Origin of the sequence: Arthrobacter sp. zg.Y820, assembly GCF_030125555.1 — a bacterium.
Classification (GTDB): Bacteria; Actinomycetota; Actinomycetes; order Actinomycetales; family Micrococcaceae; genus Arthrobacter_B.
In genome coordinates this window covers 1-19,007 of record NZ_JASKLX010000014.1, presented here as the reverse complement: position 1 = coordinate 19,007, position 19,007 = coordinate 1, and the positions used below count along the sequence as shown (strand labels likewise).

Here is a 19,007-nt window from a genome sequence, read left to right as displayed (position 1 = left end):
CAGCGACGATATGGTATCCAGGCAATGTTTACACCGGCTGATGGGCGCCGCGCCTCCAACGCAGATAGCAGTCTATCCATGGTTCCAGAACATCGATGCGGCCTGCCTGGAGGCGACGCTCCCCCCCTGTAGCACCACCCTTCATTCAGGGCCCGGTTGAACCGCTCAGATTTGCTAGGCTGCCACTGATGGGCTCACCATCCACAGCGACCAGAAGCTGCAGACCATACTGTGGGCCTGGATCGGCGAGGGCGCCAACCTCCTCCGAACTCGCGGGCCTAGACCGTGTCACCGAAGAATTTATGGGTGAGCTGGGCCGCAGGCTGGCGGGCCTGCTCGCTGTCGAGGAAATTGCTTCGCCCGCTGGGCGCTGCACCCGGTTACGCTCGGCTACCACCGTGACGTGCAGGGGATCCTGTCACCAGTGACTAAAATGCGATCGTGCACTATCGATAATATAGTCCCATTCCTTCGAAACAGCCCATTCAGGTTTTTTGACTTCCTTTTCCGCACCGGGATTAGGCCACCCTCTCTTAGAGCCAATTTGCAGCCTAGGCAGGAACCAGTTTTGGCTCGGATAATGCAGTCCATCACTTGTCAGGTACCACGGTGCCAAATCGGGTCCCGCGACTTCCACCAGGCCACTCTTGAATGGGAGGGAACCAGGAACGTTATTGCTGGCATCAACCGCGACTTTAATTCCCTTTTCAAAACGAGGAAGAATGGAATTCCAGTCGATTCTTTCGGCTAGGCCCCGCTGGCGCATGCGAGCCAGTTCCCCTGCCAAGTTTAGAGCCGCTCTGTCGAATTGGTCGGCTGGGTCCCAGACTACCTCTGCATAAATTCCGGAGCCGCTGGCACTAAGATGCAGCGCCTTGCATTCCTCCTGTGGCGTGGCTCCCTGATAGCTCGGGTTGTTATAACTCTGTAGCTCATTCGTGAGCCTCCACTGCAAACCGATATGAAGTCTCCCCGGTTCGTCCTCTGCCTGGACTACTATGGAGTCGTTAGCGAGAGCGCTTACGTCCGAAGCGTGTCTGAAGGATTGCAAAACGCGTTCGTGGGTGAAATCGCTTGCAAGGCCCTTGATGATCGTTTCCTGTTCAGCCAGCCTTGCATCATATAGCGAATTTATACGTTCTGACAGGGGCGCCAGTCGTTCGTTCAAGTCAGCGTGGACGGCATCTCGCACGTCCTTCTTCACATCTGCTGTGACTGATTGGGTGATGGCTTTGCGGAGCTTGGGTTCGAACAGCAGCAGTACGGCGGCGGAAAACACGGCTACCCCGAAACTCGTGCAAATTGACTGCCATACCGCGACGGCGTTGACGCCAAGGGCTGGAACGAAGAATGGACCCCAGAAGGCAAGGTAAGTGACGGCGGCGCCGAAAAGGGCAAGGACCGTCACCCATCCGAAATGAATCCCGGGCGCGGTCAGGGGCTTTGTTTCTTCCACAGGGAAACAGTACACGCCGCGAATGGTCGCAAATGCGCACACCAAAGTGCGGGCTCGTCGTTGCCATTGCCGTTCCGAGCGAAGACCCGTTTCACCATGGCCAGAGCGGTAGCGTCACCACGCACGGCGACCAGGACCAGAACCAGGAACCGCCTGACCATCGGATGATACTTGGACTTTCCAAGGCGAGGACCCCGCGGAGTTTGGGTGGATATGCAGCGTGCTTCAACGCTGGCATGCCTCGCCTAAGTATTGCGGAAGATGCCGGCCAGGCATTCCTGCGGCTCCTTGAACCATTCTGAGCGCAGAATCGAGCCACCCGCTAGTTCGTTAAGGCGCACGGCCTTGCCATGCTAGGCAGGCTCCACCGCATAGCGGAGCAGTTCCTCGTATGCAGTCCGTTCCTCGGACCAACGAGCATTAGCGCCTTCAGGTTTGGTGCGGAAAGCCGAGTGCGTCACGATCAACTCGTCCTTTGCTCGCGAGATCGCGACGAAAAACTCCGACTTGGCGTCAGAAGGTTTCCCAAAGAACAGTTCCGTCTCGACACCGACAACGATAACCTTTTCAAACTCCAGCCCCTTGCACTTGTGAATAGTGAAGAATCGAACCGCGTCCTCCTCAGAGAGACGATTGAGTGCTCCAACTGCGTCTCCATCGATGGCAAGCTCTCGATTGAAGGCCTCGATCGTATCTTTCAGAACCCCGTCGAGACGGCTTCCTTGGTGGTACGACGGCGACAGGGCATTGAGCTGCGAGCGTGGGACGAGCCGAAGGTAATCCGCAATAATCGGCCTCCATGAGCCAAAATCCGTCTGGTCGAAGTTCTGCGTTCGAACAGTTGCGCGCGCATCACGGAGATGCTGGCGCAGCAGGCTTTCGAACATCAGACTCTCAGTCTCGCTGTCACCTGTTCGTGTAGCGACGCGAATAAGTTCTGCATAGGCATCTGGACGACGATCGTCCGCGACAACCCGCAGGAAGTTCAAGATCAACGCCGCCGCCGGCTCCGCGGTCAGGTCTTGGGACTCTTGCTCATTTCGATACGCGATTCCGCGAGCGGCGAGTTCCTTCCCGATGACCGCACCGACTAGATGCGGTTGGTTGCGAATCAGGACGGCGATCTCACTGTGCGGTGTTCCATTCGCGAGCCACGTTTCTAGGATGTCGGCGACACCGGCGGCCTCTTCATCATCTGTATTGAATGGCAGCACCTGTATTTCGCCCTCATCTCCTACAAGGTCCGAGGCTGGACTAGCTGCGGCAGGATCCATGTCATGGACCATGCGGTTCTGCATCCGACGGAGTCGCGGCTTAGAACGGAAGTTTTGGTACAACGGACGTGACTCCGCCGCAAAGTCAGTCGCGAACGTCTCCATCACGCCGTCGAGCGCGCCCGCCCAGGCCATGATTCGCTGCTTGACGTCCCCAACGGCAGTCAAGCGGGCGTCGATGCCGGCGAAACCGGCTTTCACCAAGGAGTATTGCTCTCCCGTCGCGTCTTGGAACTCGTCGAGGAATACGTGGCTGTAGGTTTGCCGTAGCGCACCGCGTGCATAAGCATTTTCCTCAAGAATCTCGAGCGCAAAGGGCACAAACTCTTTGAAGGTGATCTGCTCGCCCTTGATGCGAGTGTCAGGATCGACGCGGTAGTCCGGCAACAGCGCATTCAGGCCGGTGAGAGCAGGACGGTAATTGTCGATCAGCCGTTTTGCGAAGGCGTGGAAGGTGAAGCTATCGAAACGCGCTGCATACTGCGCTCCGGAGCGACTACGCACTCGATCCTGCAGGTTCCGCGCCGCATCGGTCTTGAATGAAATGGCCAAAATGCGCCGCGGGTAGGGTGACGCGCCCGTGCGGAACAAAAAATCTGCTCTCTGCGCCAAGAGCTCAGTCTTACCTGCGCCCGGGCCAGCCGTGACCACCACGTTGTTTTCGATTTCGCGAACGGCGGCCATCGCATTCGGCTCCAGATGAAGTCCCCCAACTGGCTGCCATTCCTCCAAACGAATCACTCTGGTAGCTCCGCAAGGCGAGTCTCCACTTTCTCTGCCAGCCGTTCAAGCACCGCTGGCAGACGTTCGAGAAGCTCTTGGTCGGTCAGATTGGACAGGGCACGCAAGTGGCTCGCTGGCTTGCTCGTGAGATCAAACTTGGCGTGGTAATCACCGAACAACGCGAGAAGGTCGTCACCTAGATGATCTTCGTGCACGTGCTTTTTGCCGAGTACCGCCACGATCGTGGCGTCGTCCGGTTGTTCATCCGTCTCGGCCCCGTAGGCCTCCGGGTACGCCTCAAGCATCATCAGGTCGAGATCCACGGGATGTGAAAAGTACACGTCTTTTCGCTCCAGACCGGGTATCGGCCCTTCGCCTGGCTTCCACTTAGGGTGGACGAGGGAGGGGAAGTCCACGTCGTCATTCCACTTCGGGATGGCAGTCAGCTGCTCTTTCGAGAATGCGCCTGGCTTCAGCTTGTTGTACTGCATCAACGCGTTACTGACGCGACCCCAGCCACCGCCGAAGCGTCCGGAGTCGAGGTCAAGCAGCGTGATATGCGGTATGTCCAGTGCGTTAAGAAGCCGCCAGAAGTGATTCACGTGACGACCACCGAGCGGCACCACTAAGACAGACGCATCATCCTCGGTGATCCCCCTTGCAGCGAGCACACGCGGGAGTACAACGAGTTCGCTGTCCCCCTCGCCCAGGACCACGAGACGTGAGAAGTACAGCTCCGGGTATCCCAGCACCGCTTCACGCACGTACTTGCCTGCCTCCGTACCGTCTGCTGGCATCTCGATTCGACGCACCTGGGACCGCCGCTCATCATCGAGCCGCAGAAAACAAATGGCCTCCGGATCAACTCGGCGAAGCAATGCGGGCGAATGCGTGGCAACGATCGACTGAACATTGCCCTGATCCGACGCCACCTTGAGCTGACGCATGATTCGTCCGAGGTATTGCGGTGCCAAGCTATTCTCCGGCTCCTCCAACGCGATGACGGTATGGACAGGTGGTCGGAGGCGGTGCGCGTCAAGAGAATGCTCTTCGCCATTCAGCACCTTTCGCGTGATGGACTGCCACGCCAAGACCAGCGATATGTAAAGCAGGGACTTCTGCCCATCAGACAGCCGATCGAATGGAAGATCCATACCCTCTGGTGACGGTGAGAAGGAGACGGTCAGTTGCCGGAGGACTCCTTCAAGATCGCCGTGTCCGAAGACGATTGATGGATCTTTGAAGAAGTCACCAGTGTGCAGCCCTCCCCATTCAGAGGTGAGCTGCAAGCCGATGCTGGCGACCGCTTTGTTGGAGCTAAGTGCGTCCGTGATCTGCTTTGACAGATCCTTGAGCGACTCCTTTTCCGAAGTCCAATCTGCCGCCCGTAGTAATCTACCGATGAGTGAAGCAGCGGTGTACGAGATGTGATCGGCAGGATCGCGCCGTGCCGGCAGGTAGTGCACCTCGACGCTGCCGCGATCAAAGCGGTTCAGGTCCGCGGTTGAGGTCGGCTTTCCGTCTTTGTCCGCGGCGAGCACGTACTGAATCTTTTCATCAATGACGCCGTCGGGTGCAAGGATTCCCGTCAGACGGACTCGGACGCGCGGGACTCCATCTTCAGTGTCGATTCGCATGTGAGCGAAGTTCGCTGGGACCGAGGCGTGTTGGCCGTCCTCACTAGCTTCGCGAATCTCGATGTCGACTTCAATCCACAGCTCTGGCTCCTCGAGGTGAATGTCCATGGCATTGCGGTCTTTCGGGACGTGGAAGTCGCTAAGCTGGATCTTGCGCTGGCTGGGAATAGGACTGAATAGACGCGATAACGCAGTAAGCGCGGCCGTCTTGCCTGCGCCGTTTGGTCCGAGGACAAATGTGACTTCCGCTAGGCTAATCTCAGTAGGTTCGAGGCCGAACGATTGAAAATTGGAGAGACGAAGCGTGGTGATCTGCATGTTTACTCGTTTCGCCTATTTGTCGGAACAACTTCCCTGGCACGCGGCCTTGGGACGATGGGCAGTTGTTCAAGTAGTGGCTTGACCATACGGGCGGGCTCTCCTTCGCACACCGGTGGGACTAGTTGAAAAGTCACCGGGCACCTAAATGATATCTGCGCCACAAACATTTAGGAACGCCTCACGTCCCTTCCCACTTATCATGGTACTCAATGGTTGGGATCGAGAGTCGCTTTAGGTCCACGCTACAGAAATATAATGATCATCGAGATCACCGCGATGGAAGTCAGCTTAGGCATGGAGTAATCCGTCAATGTTGACTTCGCGTTTCCCAGCTTCGGCAAACGCCAACAACAGCGCTAATGATAATTTGTCGAGTGCCCTACTAGCTCGTATGGGCCCTCCCCGCCCTCGATAAGGCTGGGCTTAGAGGCGGCCCGCAGACGACATCCGTGAAACAGCCATTGCGTCCCGGAACATCGCCCCACACCTGTCAACTCTGCCGCGCCATGCCGTCCGCGCGCCCGCGCGACAGCAGGCTCCCAATGCCGGGTTCGGGCCTGTCGACAGCTAAAATCGACAAGGCCCGTTTGTCCTGTTCCCGGTCCGGAAAGCGCAGCATGTCTTTTATCGAAAACGCGGTGGCCCACTGGGCGGAACTGCAGCGGCTCCAGGCCACACCGGGCTGGAAACTCACCACCGCAAACCCCTGGGTGCTGGCCCTGTTCCGGGAAGCGTTCACCCGCACGCGGCCGCGGATTCCGCTCGAGGAATTCCACAAGATGGCCGACGGCTTCCTGCGCCAGCTGCGCATCTCCGGCGTGAGCCTGCGCGAGGACTGGACCGGCAAGAACTACGCCGACGACTGGGTGGCCCGCCGCTTCCTGGCCCGCCCCCGCGTCGAGGGCCGGTTCGTCTACGAACTCACCGAATCCTCGGTCCGCTACCTCTCCTATCTGGACGGGTTCACCTCGGACAAGACCAGCCTGAACTCCTCCCGCCTGGCGACGCTGCTGGACCGGGTGGAGAACCTGGCCCATGAAACCAATCCGGACCCGGCAGCCCGCATCGCCGTCCTTAAAGAGGAAGTTGCCCGCCGCGAGGAGATGATCCGCGCCCTGGAGGCCGGCGACGCCCCCGCCCCGGTCGACGGAGACACCGCCGTCGAGGCGGCCCAGGACATCCTGGACCTGGCCGCGGCACTGCCGGCGGACTTCAAGCGGATGCGCGACGGCCTGGAAAAGATGCTGCACTCCCTGCGCCAGGAAATGGTGGAATCCAACGCCGCCAAGGGCCTGACCATGGGCGAAATTCTTGAGGCCGACCGCAAGCTGCGCAACACCAGCGAAGGCCGCACCTACGAGGGCTTCACCGCCTTCCTGAACGACGCCGAACAGCAGGACCGCTTCCGGGCCGCCATCGCGGAGGTGCTGGAGCGGGACTTCGCCGAGGACCTGAGCCCCGAAGACCGGCAGGGCCTGCACCGGCTGATCAGCGACATGCGCGGCCAGGCCACCGAAATCCACCGCATCTACGGCCGGCTTTCCGAGTCCATGCACACCTACGTGCAGAGCGACGAGTACCGCGAATCGGTCCAGCTGCGCCAGCTGATCCGCACCGCGGAGACCGCCATCCACAAGGCACCGCGCAGCAAGCGGCGCACCGCCGTCGTCCCGGCACCGCTGCTGCACGGCGCGGCCTTCGAATCCCTGGGCATGGTCCACCTGTTCAACCCCGCCGACCACGCCCCGCCGCCCAAGCTGCCGGCACCGCCGTCGTTCAGCGAAGCCGACATCCACCGCTCCATCCGCACGCCCCGGGCCAACCGCCGGGCACTGCGCGACGCCGTCACCCGCGCCGCGGGCTCCCGCCCCACCGCAACGGTCGGCGAAATCTTTGCCGAACTGGCACCCGAGGACCGGCACCTGAACAGCATCCGCGCCCTGCTCTCGGCGGCGCTGGCGGCCGGCTCCGCTGACTTCGGCCCGGAATCCACTGCGGAGCGCACCGCCGCCGGACTGGCCGCATCGCCCGAATCCATCACCTTCACCCAGATCGACGGCAGCGAGCGCACCGCGCTGCTGCCCGCCGTCGCCGTCGCGAAAGCCCCCACCCATGAGTGAAACCAGCCTCGAATTCACGAGCGCCACCGATGCCGCAGAGAACACCTCTCCCGACGGCGATTACAACGCGGCGCCCGCAGCCCGGAACGTCCTCGTGGACGGCCCCGAACTGTTCCCCGGCGACACCGGAACCCTGCCGCTGAAACTGCGCCAGGCCCTGATCCGGCTGCTGCGCGGCCCGTACCTGGACGCAACCAGCTCCGACAACGTCTACAACACCGTGGTGGACAACCAAACCGAGCTGCGGACCCGGCTCAGCGAGCTGTTCCTGACCCTGGTCATCGACGAGGACCGCAAGGTCGCCCTGCTGCGCCCGGTGGACATGCCCGAACCGCACACCGCAGTGCTGCAGCGCCAGCGCGAAATGACCCGCGAGGAAACCCTGCTGCTGCTGCGCATGCGCCTGCTGCTGGACCGGCACGCCGGCACCGGCAACGACGCGGTGATTGCCCGCAGCGACATCCTGGAAATCATCGAGGGCTACGTCGACCCCGGCCAGCGCGACGCCAAGTCCGTGGAGGACGTGGCTGACGCCGCCATCCGCAAGCTGGTGCAGGAACGGCGGCTGCTGCTGCCCACCGAGATCGAGAACGTCTGGGTCATTTCCGGTGCCCTGCCGCTGGCCCTGCCCTATGAACACATCGGCGACATCGTCACCTTCATGCAGGCCCTGACGGACGCCTCCGGCGAACTTCCCGACCCCGAACTGCCGGAACCGGCCACAGCCAACAACGGCGAGGACATCGCGTGAGCATTGAAACCACCCTTCCCATGGGCGACCTGATCAACCCCGGCCAGAACCGGCTCTCCTCCGTGCAGATCGTGAACTGGGGAACCTTCGACGGCGCGCACACCATCTACGTGGACCGCGCCGGCACCCTGCTCACCGGCGACTCCGGCGTGGGCAAGTCCACCATCTTCGACGCCATGCTCCAGGTCATGGACGCCCGGCCGAAAATGAACGAGGCGGCGCAGAACAACGGCGGCGGCCTGGCCGAGGAAAAGCGCACCGCGTTCTCCTACATGCGCGGCCGCCTGGGCACCCAGGGGTCCGGGAACGGAACAGGGCCCGACGACGGCGGCGCGGCCGGCGACGGCACCACCTACCAGCGGCCCGGCGCCACCTGGTCCGCGATCTGCCTGACCTTCGACAACGGACTGGGACAGATCACCTCGCTCTCCGTGCTGATGGACCTGCCCGCCAACGGCACCGAACACCACGTGGGCCGCTTTTACGCCGTGCACAACCGGCCGCTGGACATCAGCACGCTGGAAACCGAAATGCGCGGCCGGTTCACCAAGGGCAGCCTCGAAACGCTGCTGCCCGGCGCCGGCATCTTCGATTCGCACAAGATGTTCGCCGAGCGCTTCCGCACCGCGCTGGGTGTGGAGGACGAGAAGGCCTTCGGCCTGCTGCGCATCCTGCAGACCGGCAAGGGCCTGGGCGGAACCGTCAACGACTTCTTCCGCACCAATGTGCTGGACACTCCCAAGACGCTGGCCGCCGCCGACGAGGCGGTGGAGGACTTCAGCCACCTGCGCAGCATCCGCCGGCAGCTCGAACGCGCCCGCCAGCAGCGCGACCACCTCGCCGACGTGCCGGAGCTGCACCGGCTCCACACCACCACCGACACCGAGCTGCGGCACAACCGCGCCCTCACCAAGGAGGGGCTGCCCGCCTACCGGCAGCGCCTGACCCTGGCCAGCCACGAGCGCGACGTCGCCCGGCTCACCGCGCAGGAGGAAGCCGGAGCCCGGGAGCTGGCCGCCGCGGAAATCCGCCGCAACGACCTGAAGAAAAAGGTCGACGCCCTCGCCGCCCGCTACAGCGAGGAGGGCGGCGGCACAATCGCAACGCTCGAACGCGAGCTGGCCGCCGCCGTCGTGCAGCTGAACGCCCGCGTCGCGCTGGAGGAAGCCGCCCGCGGCGAACTGGCCGCCGCCGGCATCGAGGTGGACTTCTCCCCCGCCGGGCTGGTCACCGCCCGCAGCCGCGCCGCCGAGCTGGTGAAGTCCCTGACCCTGGAGGTGGAGGCGGCCCGTGAGCGCAGCAGCGATGCGCACGGGCAGGCCTGGCAGCTCAAGGGTCAGATCGCCAAGCTGGAAAATGACATCGGAAGCTTCCGGCGCCGGACCTCGAACATCCGGCAGGAGTCCCTGGACCAGCGCGCCCGGATCTGCGCCGCCACCGGCCTGGATGAGGCGGACCTGCCGTTCGCCGCGGAACTGATCGACCTGGAACCGGACCAGCAGCAATGGCGCCCGGCCGCGGAGCGCACGCTGCGCTCCCTGGCCACCGCCCTGCTGGTGCCCGGCGAGCACATGCGCGCGGTCACCCGCTACCTCTCCGAGACCAACCTGAACGGGTTCCTGCGCTGCATCGACGTCAGCGTTCCGGTGGACGGACCGGCCGAACCGGGACCGCGGGACCTGATCACCAAGCTGATCACCCAGGATTCCGAAATGGGCCGCTGGGTGGCGCGCAAGATCACCGCCCACTACGACTTTGTCTGCGTGGAGGATCCGGATGAGCTCGCCGGGCTGTCCCGCGGCGTGAGCCTCGGCGGCGCGGTCAAGCGCAACTCCTCCACCACGGAGAAAGATGACCGGCATGCCAAGGCCTCGGACAACGTCCTGGGCTTTGACAACAAGGACACCGTCGCGGCGCTGGGCAACGACCTCCTGGCCCTGCGGGACCGGTTCGCGGAGGCCGACACCCGGTCGCAGGCCCAGGCCCAGCAGCAGGCGGAACTGGTCAGCCGGCTCACCGCCGTCCGCCGCGTGGCCGCCGACACCCGCTCCTGGGAGGAGCTGTCCGCCTCCGCGCAGCGCGACGCCCTTGCCGCCGCCACCGACGCCCTCGACGCCGCCCGGGACGCCAACACGGACCTGGACCAGATCCGCTTCGACCTGGACACCGCGGAGCTGGACTCCACAGCGGCGATCGAGAAGATCGGCGTGCTCAAGGGCGATCTGGCCCGCACCAGGGAACAGCTCGCGGCAGCCACCGGCCGCCGCGACACCCTGGCGGCCAAGGCCCTGGCCGCCCTGGACGCCGGACTGCAGAGCGCCCTGGAGGAATTGTTCGCCCCCTTCGGCGAGATCACCGACGTCGTCCGCCTGCAGGAGGCCGCCGCCGAGGTGGAACGCGCCCTGCTCACCGAGGGCGCCCGGCTGGAAAAGACGCTGCTGGAAACCCGCAACCGGCTCGAGCGGACCTTCGAGACGTTCACCGACAAGTGGGGCTCGGACTTCGGCACCTCGGCGGACGCCGCCGGAGCCTACGCGGAGCGGTTCGAGAGCATCGTCTCCGAAGGCCTGCCGCAGCACGAAACCGAGTTCCGGGAATACTTCAACAACCGCACCTACGAGCGGTTCAGCGACCTGCTGGCCCTGCTCGACGAGGAACGGCGCAGCATCTCCTCGCGCCTGCTGCCGCTGAACTCGGTACTGCAGCGAGTGGAATACCACGTGGACAGCCACCTCGAGATCGAGGTCAAGACCACGGTGCCCGACGCCGCCCACAAGTTCCGCACCGAACTGAAGAACGCGCTGCCGATGATGGGCCTGCGGCAGAACAAGGCGGACATGGACGCCCGGTACTCAGCGCTGGAGGCACTGGTGGACCGGCTGAAGGATCCGGAGGAACGCCGCTGGCGGGCCGAGGTCCTGGATGTGCGCTCCCACGTGACCATCACCTGCACGCACCGCCTGGCCAACGGGCAGGCGTTCACCAACCTGCAGGCGTCGCTGATGTCCGGCGGCGAGGGCCAGCGCTTCACCGCGTTCATCATGGCCTCCGCCCTGGCCTACCAGCTGGGCATCGTCTCGCAGGGCTTCAGTACCTACGGCACGGTGATGATGGACGAGGCGTTCGTGAAGTCCAGCCTGTCCTTTGCCGAGGCGTCCATCAATGCGCTGCACGAGTTCGGCTTCCAGCTGCTGCTCGCCGCCCCCGAGGACAAGGTGGACCTCTCCCGCTTCCTGGGCTCGGTCACCGAAATCCTGCGCGACGACGCCGCCAACCGCTCCGGCGTGCTGGAACGGGACACGCGGCGCGGGTCCGGCTCGCAGCCGGTGAACATCCTGCTGCGGTAGGAATTGCTCCGCTGCGAAAGCGGTGGCGCGCCGGCGCCCGGCACAGGACACTGGTGGAGTGTTAAGAATCCTGGAGACCTGGCGCCGGCAGCTGATCGGGACGTTCAGCAACAACGCCGCCGAAATTCCGCAGTGGGAACTGGATCTGGCCAAGGGTGAAGACACCGGGTTCTATGGTCCGGAGTCCGCCGTCTGGGCGGTGCACGGGTCGATGACGCCGATCATCGCCGGCATCCGCGCCCTGCTGCTGCAGGCCCTGCATCCGGGCGCCATGGCCGGGGTCCACGACTTCTCCGACTACAAGGAGGATCCGCTGGGCCGGCTGGCCGGCACCATCCGCTGGATCTTCACCGTCACCTACGGGGACACGGCGGCGGCGAAGTCCGGTTCCGACTGGGTGCTGCGGCTGCACGAACGGGTCCACGGCACCTACGAGGACGCCGCCGGCGTCGAACGGCTCTACTCGGCGAATGATCCGGAGATTGCGCGCTGGGTGCACCTGGCCTTCACCGATGCGTTCCTCAGCTCGCATCAGCGCTTCGGCGGCCCGATTCCCGGCGGCCCGGACGCTTACGTCTCCGAATGGGCGGTGGCCGGGGAACTGATGCGCATCGGCAATCCGCCGCGGTCCGAGGCCGAGCTGCGGGCACAGCTGGCGGCGTACGACGGCGAACTGCGGCACAGCGACTATGTCCGGGAGGCGGTGGGCTTCCTGCGCCGGCCGCCGCTGCCGCGGTCCCAGCTGGCCGGCTACCGGGTCCTGTTCGCCGGCGCCGTCGCGTCGCTGGAACCCCGGCACCGGGAAATGCTGGGCTTGAAGGAGCCGCGGCTGGGCCCCTTCCCGGTGCCGGTGCGACTGCCGGTGAAACTGGTGCTGGGGGTGATCCGGCTGGGACTGGGCCCGCAGGGACCAAGCGAACGGTCCGCCCGCGAACGGATCAGGCGTCTTTCCGCCGCACAGTAGGGTCTGCCGCGCGGTCAGAACTGCCCGGCGGTGGGCCTGCCGGCCGTCGGAGTTCCGGTCGTCCGTGGGCCGGCCATCGGTGTTCTAAGCAGGCCCCCGTCCGTGCCGCCCCACGTGATCAGCTCGGTCCGCAGCAGAGCCTGCGCCGCCAAACACCTCAGCGACCTCCGTCGTCGTGCTCGCACCTTCGCAATAAGAGGTCAACCGCGACCTTCGCCAATACACCGAAGGCTGATTTTCCTTGTAGATGCATTCGACGTCGGATTTACTGTTCGCACACGCACAGGAGGCACTCAGAAATGACGAGCTCAAACGCTGCAGCTGAATCACGCATCAGATCACGGAACAGAGACATGCTGTCGGGTGAGGCGATCGCCGAGGCCGGGCTGACCGATTGGCGCAAGTTGGCCCAAGGACTGCACGCCCGGTATCTGGTCGATGACTTCGGCACAGGTGCACGGTTCGTGACCGCGGTAGGTGAGGCAGGCGATGCGCTTGGACACTACCCGAGCGTGTCGATCGGCAAGGGGTACGTCGACCTCAAATTGGTCAGCTCTGACGCTGTCTACCGCGACGGCGAAGGCACCGAACACATCGTCGAATGGGTCACCCGGCAGGATATCGATCTGGCCAGGCTGATCACCGGGATCGCCGCCGACCACCAGATCGACGCCGAACCGGCATCGGTCAGCGTCCTCGAACTCGGCCTCGACACCGCAAACTCCGCGACGATCGCCCCGGTGTGGGCAGCCCTGCTGACAGGTAACCCAGACGCGCAGGGCTACGGGTCGCCCAGCGACGAGATCCGGGACGCCACGGGGCGGGTACCAAACCTGTGGTTCGGCGACGCCAACGAGCACGACAGTCAGCGGTTCCACGTCGAGGTCTACGTGGCGCCAGAGGTGGCCGGGCAACGAATTAACGCCGCCGTCGCCGCAGGGGGAACCGTCGTGGATGACACCGGTTCGCCGTCGCTCACGGTGATTGCCGACCAGGACGGCAACACTGCGGTCCTGTGCGTCGCCGAGATGCCTGCGGCGGAGGCTGAATCTTGACCTTCTCGAACTCGTAACAGGACGGACATGGCCATGCCGCACGTAATCAAACCGCTCACTCCGGGAACGTTTCCGGCATGGCTTGCACTCGCGCAGAAACACAACGGGGTCTGGGGCGGGTGCTACTGCTCGTATTTCCACGGCGACACGGAGGGAACCATCAAAAGCGAGTACGACCGGCCGACCTTCAAGCAGCGACTCGTGGCGGAAGGCGCAGCACACGCGGCACTCGTCTTCGACGGCGACGACGCGATCGCATGGTGCCAGTACGGCAGTCCGCTCGAGCTGCCGGGGATCTACCACCGCAAGCAGTACGACGCCGGCGAGACCCAGCCAGCGCCGTGGCGCATCACCTGCTTCTTCGTCGACCGCGACCATCGACGTTCCGGTGTGGCACGGGAGGCACTGGACGGCGCGCTCGAGCTGATCGCACAGGCAGGCGGAGGTGAGGTGATCTCATTCCCCAACGAACTCACCCCCGGCAAGAGAACATCATCCTCGTTCCTTCATAACGGCACACGGGCCATGTTCGAGAAGGCGGGATTCACGTTCGAGCGCCACATCGGCAAGAGCAAGACAGTGATGCGTAAGACCGTTCAACCGGCCCTGCGGCTGACCCCGGATTGAACCTACGCCCGTCCGGCAGCCACCGCCACAAGCTCGGCCGCGACTCCGGTCAACCGACGCGGACCGGACCAAATGGCAGTCAGGGGTCGGCTGATTCCATCTCCTTCGAAGGGGACCCGAAGCAGCTCACCGCTGGCAAGCTGGTCGCGCACCACCAGCTCACTCAACACAGCAGGACCGGCTCCGGCAGCGACAGCAACCCGCACCGCAGTATTGCTGCTGAGCACCTGGGCCGGCTCGACGACGTCGTACCCGGCAAGCACTTCCTGCAGCGCCTCGCGGGTACCAGACCCGGGTTCCCGAACCACCAGTGGGATTTCCGCCAGTTCCTGCAAACTGATCCGGGTCCGGTTGGCCCATTCGTGGTTCGGATCAACAACCACCACCAGTTCGTCCTCACGGACCACCAGGGCATTCACTCGAACCGGCAGATTCGGAGTCTCCACAAACCCCAGCTGGAGGGTGCCCCGCTGCACCTCCTCGATGACAGCCGCCGAGTTCTCCACCCGCACGTCAATACGGGCATGCGGCAGCCGACGCTTCAGTTCGGCAAGCCAGGCCGGCAACAGCATGTCCGCGATGGTGAGGCTGGCACCCACACTCAGTTCCATCGTCTCGCCGCTTCGGCCGGTACGCACCACACTGTTGAAGCGCCGCGCAGCCTCCAACAGTTCTCGGGCCGAGTCCGCCAGCAGGAGTCCCATTGCAGTGGGTGCCGAACCGCGCGGGCTGCGTTCAAGCAGGGGAGTCTTCAGATCCGCTTCCAATTCCGCAATAGACCGGCTCGCATTGGACTGGGCCATGCCCAGTTTCCGCGCCCCGGAAGCCACGCTGCCCTCGTCCACCACGGCAACGAACAGTTCCAGCACCTGAAGGTTCGGCCACGCATGAGCCATATCAAAAGCATATAAACCCATGCCGGATTGCAGGCTACCGGACGGTCGGATCCGGTGGGAGCATCGAAAATAGTGGGCGCAGCCTGGGCCTCACGGGCGGACATCGACCCGTGGCAACCATCGCCTCACGGGCGGACATCGCCGTTGAAGGCCTGCAGAGCGCGCCGAACCGCGAACCCTGACTCTTCACCGGAAGGAACTATGCGCAAGAGCATCCTCGCCCTGGTTATGTCCGGGCTGCTGGCCACCGGCAGCGTGGTCTCCTGTGCGGGTCCGGAACCCACGGAAGGGACCGCCTCACCGGAAACAACAGCCAGCGCACCGGCAGCAACCGCTCTCCCGGCCGACCGCGTGGATCAGGTGGCTCCAGCGGACGCCAGGGCCATCACCGATCCCGCGGATCCGCAGGCGACACTGGTTCTGTTCACCGACTACCAGTGCCCGTACTGCGCCATGATGGATCCCCTGATCCAGCAGGCCAAGAACGATTACGGGGACCAGGTCCGCATCCTCGTCCGCAACTACCCGCTCCCCAAGCACCAGAATGCCGAGACCTCGGCCCGGGCGGTGGAGGCAGCGGCTGAACAGGATGCGCTGGAAGAGATGGCCGCGGCCGTCTTCGAGCATCAGGAGGAGTGGAAGAACCAGACGGATGTGGAGGACCTCTTCGTCTCCTACGCCGGGGACCTGGGCCTGGACACGGAGAAGTTCCGCGCCGACTACAACTCCGACGCGATCAAGGACCGGGTGGCCAGGGACCTGCAGGATTCCCAGGACCTCCAGCTGCCGGGTACTCCGTCACTGGTGCTCGACAACCAGGTCCTCGCGCTGGATTCCGTGGACTACAGCGCCATCCAGGAACAGCTGGACAAGGCCCTGAACAACTAGGCTCCCAGTACCTTTTCGCAGGTCCATGCTGCAGGATGTGGGCCGCTCTGCAAATCCTCCGGCGCCGCCCGCTGGCCCGGCTGAAAAGCCGGCGAAGTCCGCCGCAGCAAGGTGTGATGGAAAGCATACTGACCATTGGTGTCTTCGGTGCGGGCGCTGCGGAGATCTTGGGATAAAAAGGGTGAATGACTATCGAAGCCGGGCTCGCCCGTCCCGCCTGGCGCCGCCTCTTTGGGGTTCCGCTCCTCATTTCCGTGGCGTTTACCGTCCTCATGCTCATTGTTGCCTTCGTGGCGGACCTGCCCGTGCGGGACCCCGAAGGCTTCCTGGGTCCCAGCTATGTGCGGCTGCCGCTGATGGTGCTGCTGATGATCGCCGCCGACGTCGTACCCCGCGTCCTGGCCCGGCGACGGGAGCTGGGAGGGATGAGAGCCGCCGCGTCCGATGTGCTGCGGACGCGGTGGTCCGGCCCCCGGCTGGCCGTGGCAGTGGCGGGACTGATCACGTTCTACCTCGCCTACATGTCCTACCGGAACCTCAAAAGCTTCCTGCCTTTCCTGCAGCAGCACCTGACGGACGCCTTGCTGGAGGACTCGGACAAATGGCTGGCCGGCGGCAGCTACCCCGCTGATGTCCTGCAGAGCCTGCTGGGCACCGGCTTCAGCGCGGAGCTGCTCTCCGGCGTCTACATGCTTTTTATGGTCTTCGTTCCCGTCTCCCTCGCCGCAGCGCTGGTGTGGTCCGATAACCTGCAGCGCGGCGCCTGGTACGCCACCGCCCTGTCCTTTAACTGGATTCTGGGTACCTTCAGCTACTACGCCCTGCCGTCCCTGGGGCCGATCTACCACGACGCCGCGCCGTTCAGCGACCTGCCAGAAACCGCCGTCTCGGGCCTGCAGGACACCCTGTACGAGAACCGGGTCGAGGTGCTGGCCGATCCGTTCGCCACGGACTCCGTCCACGGCATCGCGGCCTTCGCTTCCCTGCACACCTCGATCGTCTTTACGGCGGCACTGGTGGCGCACCTGACCCACCTGCCCAGGGCGGCCCGCTGGATCATGTGGGTCTACGTTGTCCTGACCACGCTGGCCACGGTCTACTTCGGCTGGCATTACGTTTTGGACGTGGTCGCCGGGCTGGCCCTCGGCGCCGTGTCGGTGTGGCTGGCCGCCAAGGCTGTGGGAGTCGGGCGTGCGGAGAAGGTTGCAGTGCCCGACGTCGAGCCGGAGCTTGTCTCGACCGTGCGGTAGGCTGCCTCCCGGGAAGCGCCGGAGCATCTGCTCAAGCCGGCTCTGGTAACCCTCCTGAGCATCTTTGCGGTCATCGCCCTGGTCGCCGGCTACAGGGTGGCCGTCTACACCGCCACCCGCCGGGCCGCCGCCGGCTCGCGGACCGAGGGCTTCGTCGTCGTGACGTCTCGTACTTGCCTGTCCGCAGTCGGACCCGTGCCCGCAGTGATCAGTGAAGAAGACTATGCGGCCTTCTGGGACGAACCCGCCTTGAACACCCCGGACTTCCTTGCAGACCTGCTGCGGCGATGTGGCCGGCGCCTCGTACCTGGCCATGCTGTTCCACCCGGACGCTTCTGAGTCCGGTGTCGATTACTGCTGCAAGTCGGGCGTGCGGTTCCGCAGCCGGCGCAGATCCGTACCGGCCAAGAGCAGCCCCCGCCCGCCAGTTGCCGCAGACAAAGAGAAACACCCCGGTCCGAAGACCGGGGTGTTTCCCTATTGCGGAGGATGGGGGATTTGAACCCCCGAGGGCGTTAACCCAACACGCGTTCCAGGCGTGCGCCATAGGCCGCTAGGCGAATCCTCCAGGCATTGCTCCGTAAGAAGCAGATATAAGACTACCCGATGCAGGGCTAATCCAACGAATCGGGAGATTGGGGGTTCGTTTCGCCAGGCGCCGCAGCCCTCCTGCCCGGCAGCCAAAACACCAGATTAACCACGACGATGGCGGCCGGAAGCAGGTGGCGGCAGCCGGGCTCAGAAAGGCTATCGGAATGGATAGCAGGAACACTGCAGGGTCACCGCCACGCGGGTCCGGGCATACGCCAGAAGTTGGGGTTGGACGTCGTCCTGGAACCCCGGTAGCCGGCACAGATCCACATTGACGTATTGGCTACCCCGATGAGCCCAATATCGCGGCGTAGGTGACGACACCGAGCACCCGGTCACCGTAGAAGGCAATCATGTCCGCGGCATAGCCGTCAGAGCGACAAACAGGAGCAGTGTCAGGTTCAGCCGCTGGAGGCCCACGGTAAAGCCGGACAGCAGCCGGAACAGGCGGTGATGGCTGAGCCAGTAGGCAGCCGTCACCACAAAGGACAGCAGGTAGGCTGCGGATTCCGGAAGCTGCTCGACGACGGCGGGGCGCAGGTCATCGCCCGGCACCTGCGGAACCTTGATGTCCACCGCCGGCAGGTCATGGCAATGGCAAAGACCGCATCACTGAAGAATGCGGTGCGCTCAACGTCCGGCCCGGAGTTAACCCGTTGAGCGAAGGCCTGGTTCATGCTCATGCGGGACACACAGTCCAGCGTGGTGGACTGCACGCCGGGCGTCACCAGTTCAACGGCCTCCCCTCCCCGCGAGATGGCAGTAAGTGCTCTTCCCGGCCTCCAGACGGGCACTTACTGCCAGTTCGGTGCGCGAACGTGCTCAATCTCTCGCGAGATGGCTGTAAGTGCTGTTCCCGGGGCCGGGACGTGCAGTTTCTGCCATCTCGGCGCAAACGAGCCAGGGCCCGGGAGGTGCCGGCGGGCCTGGAACACACAGGTTAAACAAGTAGGTGTTAAACAAGTAAGGCCCCGCCAATGGCGGGGCCTTACTCTCTGAACAACCGGTGTCTTTCAACCGTAAATATTGTCCGGCGGTGACCTACTCTCCCACATCCTCCCGGATGCAGTACCATCGGCGCTGTGGGTCTTAGCTTCCGGGTTCGGA

13 protein-coding genes, 1 tRNA gene and 1 rRNA gene are annotated in these 19,007 nt (G+C 63.9%); 8 read left to right on the top strand and 7 right to left on the bottom strand.

What is annotated here, in order from left to right:
- Positions 1 to 418 precede the first annotated feature (418 nt).
- The 3 genes from QNN99_RS15555 to QNN99_RS15545 form a co-directional block, all read right to left on the bottom strand.
- Positions 419 to 1,456 (bottom strand): hypothetical protein, encoded by a 1,038-nt coding sequence (locus QNN99_RS15555; RefSeq protein WP_229967773.1) that lies wholly within the window; start codon positions 1,454 to 1,456, stop codon positions 419 to 421.
- Between the two features lie 353 nt (positions 1,457 to 1,809).
- Entirely contained in the window at positions 1,810 to 3,462 is a 1,653-nt protein-coding gene (locus tag QNN99_RS15550; RefSeq protein WP_229967771.1) for a UvrD-helicase domain-containing protein, read from the bottom strand.
- A 5-nt stretch (positions 3,463 to 3,467) separates the two neighbouring features.
- Complete coding sequence (locus QNN99_RS15545; RefSeq protein ID WP_229967769.1) at positions 3,468 to 5,408, bottom strand: ATP-dependent nuclease; 1,941 nt, start codon at positions 5,406 to 5,408, stop codon at positions 3,468 to 3,470.
- 620 nt (positions 5,409 to 6,028) lie between these two features.
- Between QNN99_RS15545 and QNN99_RS15540 the strand changes: the two genes are divergently transcribed.
- The 6 genes from QNN99_RS15540 (at position 6,029) to QNN99_RS15515 (ending at position 14,275) form a co-directional block, all read left to right on the top strand.
- On the top strand, positions 6,029 to 7,531 hold the full coding sequence (locus QNN99_RS15540; RefSeq protein WP_229967767.1) for a DUF3375 family protein: 1,503 nt from the start codon (positions 6,029 to 6,031) through the stop codon (positions 7,529 to 7,531).
- Complete coding sequence (locus tag QNN99_RS15535; protein WP_229967765.1) at positions 7,524 to 8,282, top strand: DUF4194 domain-containing protein; 759 nt, start codon at positions 7,524 to 7,526, stop codon at positions 8,280 to 8,282. Before QNN99_RS15540 ends, QNN99_RS15535 begins: the two co-directional genes overlap by 8 nt.
- A complete protein-coding gene (locus QNN99_RS15530; protein ID WP_229967763.1) occupies positions 8,279 to 11,629 on the top strand; it encodes an ATP-binding protein in 3,351 nt (1,116 codons plus the stop codon). Before QNN99_RS15535 ends, QNN99_RS15530 begins: the two co-directional genes overlap by 4 nt.
- Before the next feature lie 58 nt (positions 11,630 to 11,687).
- Complete coding sequence (locus QNN99_RS15525) at positions 11,688 to 12,593, top strand: oxygenase MpaB family protein (RefSeq protein WP_229967761.1); 906 nt, start codon at positions 11,688 to 11,690, stop codon at positions 12,591 to 12,593.
- A gap of 299 nt (positions 12,594 to 12,892) precedes the next feature.
- Positions 12,893 to 13,648 (top strand): VOC family protein, encoded by a 756-nt coding sequence (locus QNN99_RS15520; RefSeq protein WP_229967759.1) that lies wholly within the window; start codon positions 12,893 to 12,895, stop codon positions 13,646 to 13,648.
- 27 nt (positions 13,649 to 13,675) lie between these two features.
- A complete protein-coding gene (locus QNN99_RS15515) occupies positions 13,676 to 14,275 on the top strand; it encodes a GNAT family N-acetyltransferase (protein WP_229967758.1) in 600 nt (199 codons plus the stop codon).
- A 2-nt stretch (positions 14,276 to 14,277) separates the two neighbouring features.
- Here QNN99_RS15515 and QNN99_RS15510 read toward each other — a convergent pair whose 3' ends face one another.
- Entirely contained in the window at positions 14,278 to 15,171 is an 894-nt protein-coding gene (locus tag QNN99_RS15510; protein WP_229967756.1) for a LysR family transcriptional regulator, read from the bottom strand.
- 201 nt (positions 15,172 to 15,372) lie between these two features.
- Between QNN99_RS15510 and QNN99_RS15505 the strand changes: the two genes are divergently transcribed.
- The gene (locus tag QNN99_RS15505) at positions 15,373 to 16,059 is read left to right on the top strand and encodes a DsbA family protein (RefSeq protein WP_229967754.1); all 687 of its coding nucleotides are present in this window, start codon (positions 15,373 to 15,375) and stop codon (positions 16,057 to 16,059) included.
- 185 nt (positions 16,060 to 16,244) lie between these two features.
- Entirely contained in the window at positions 16,245 to 17,309 is a 1,065-nt protein-coding gene (locus tag QNN99_RS15500; protein WP_229967751.1) for a phosphatase PAP2 family protein, read from the top strand.
- A 483-nt stretch (positions 17,310 to 17,792) separates the two neighbouring features.
- Here the strand turns inward: QNN99_RS15500 and QNN99_RS15495 are convergent.
- The 3 genes from QNN99_RS15495 to rrf form a co-directional block, all read right to left on the bottom strand.
- Positions 17,793 to 17,877 (bottom strand) — tRNA-Ser (locus tag QNN99_RS15495).
- A gap of 374 nt (positions 17,878 to 18,251) precedes the next feature.
- Positions 18,252 to 18,476 (bottom strand): TMEM175 family protein, encoded by a 225-nt coding sequence (locus QNN99_RS15490; protein ID WP_229967749.1) that lies wholly within the window; start codon positions 18,474 to 18,476, stop codon positions 18,252 to 18,254.
- Between the two features lie 452 nt (positions 18,477 to 18,928).
- A 5S ribosomal RNA gene (gene rrf / locus QNN99_RS15485) occupies positions 18,929 to 19,007 on the bottom strand; the annotation flags it as partial.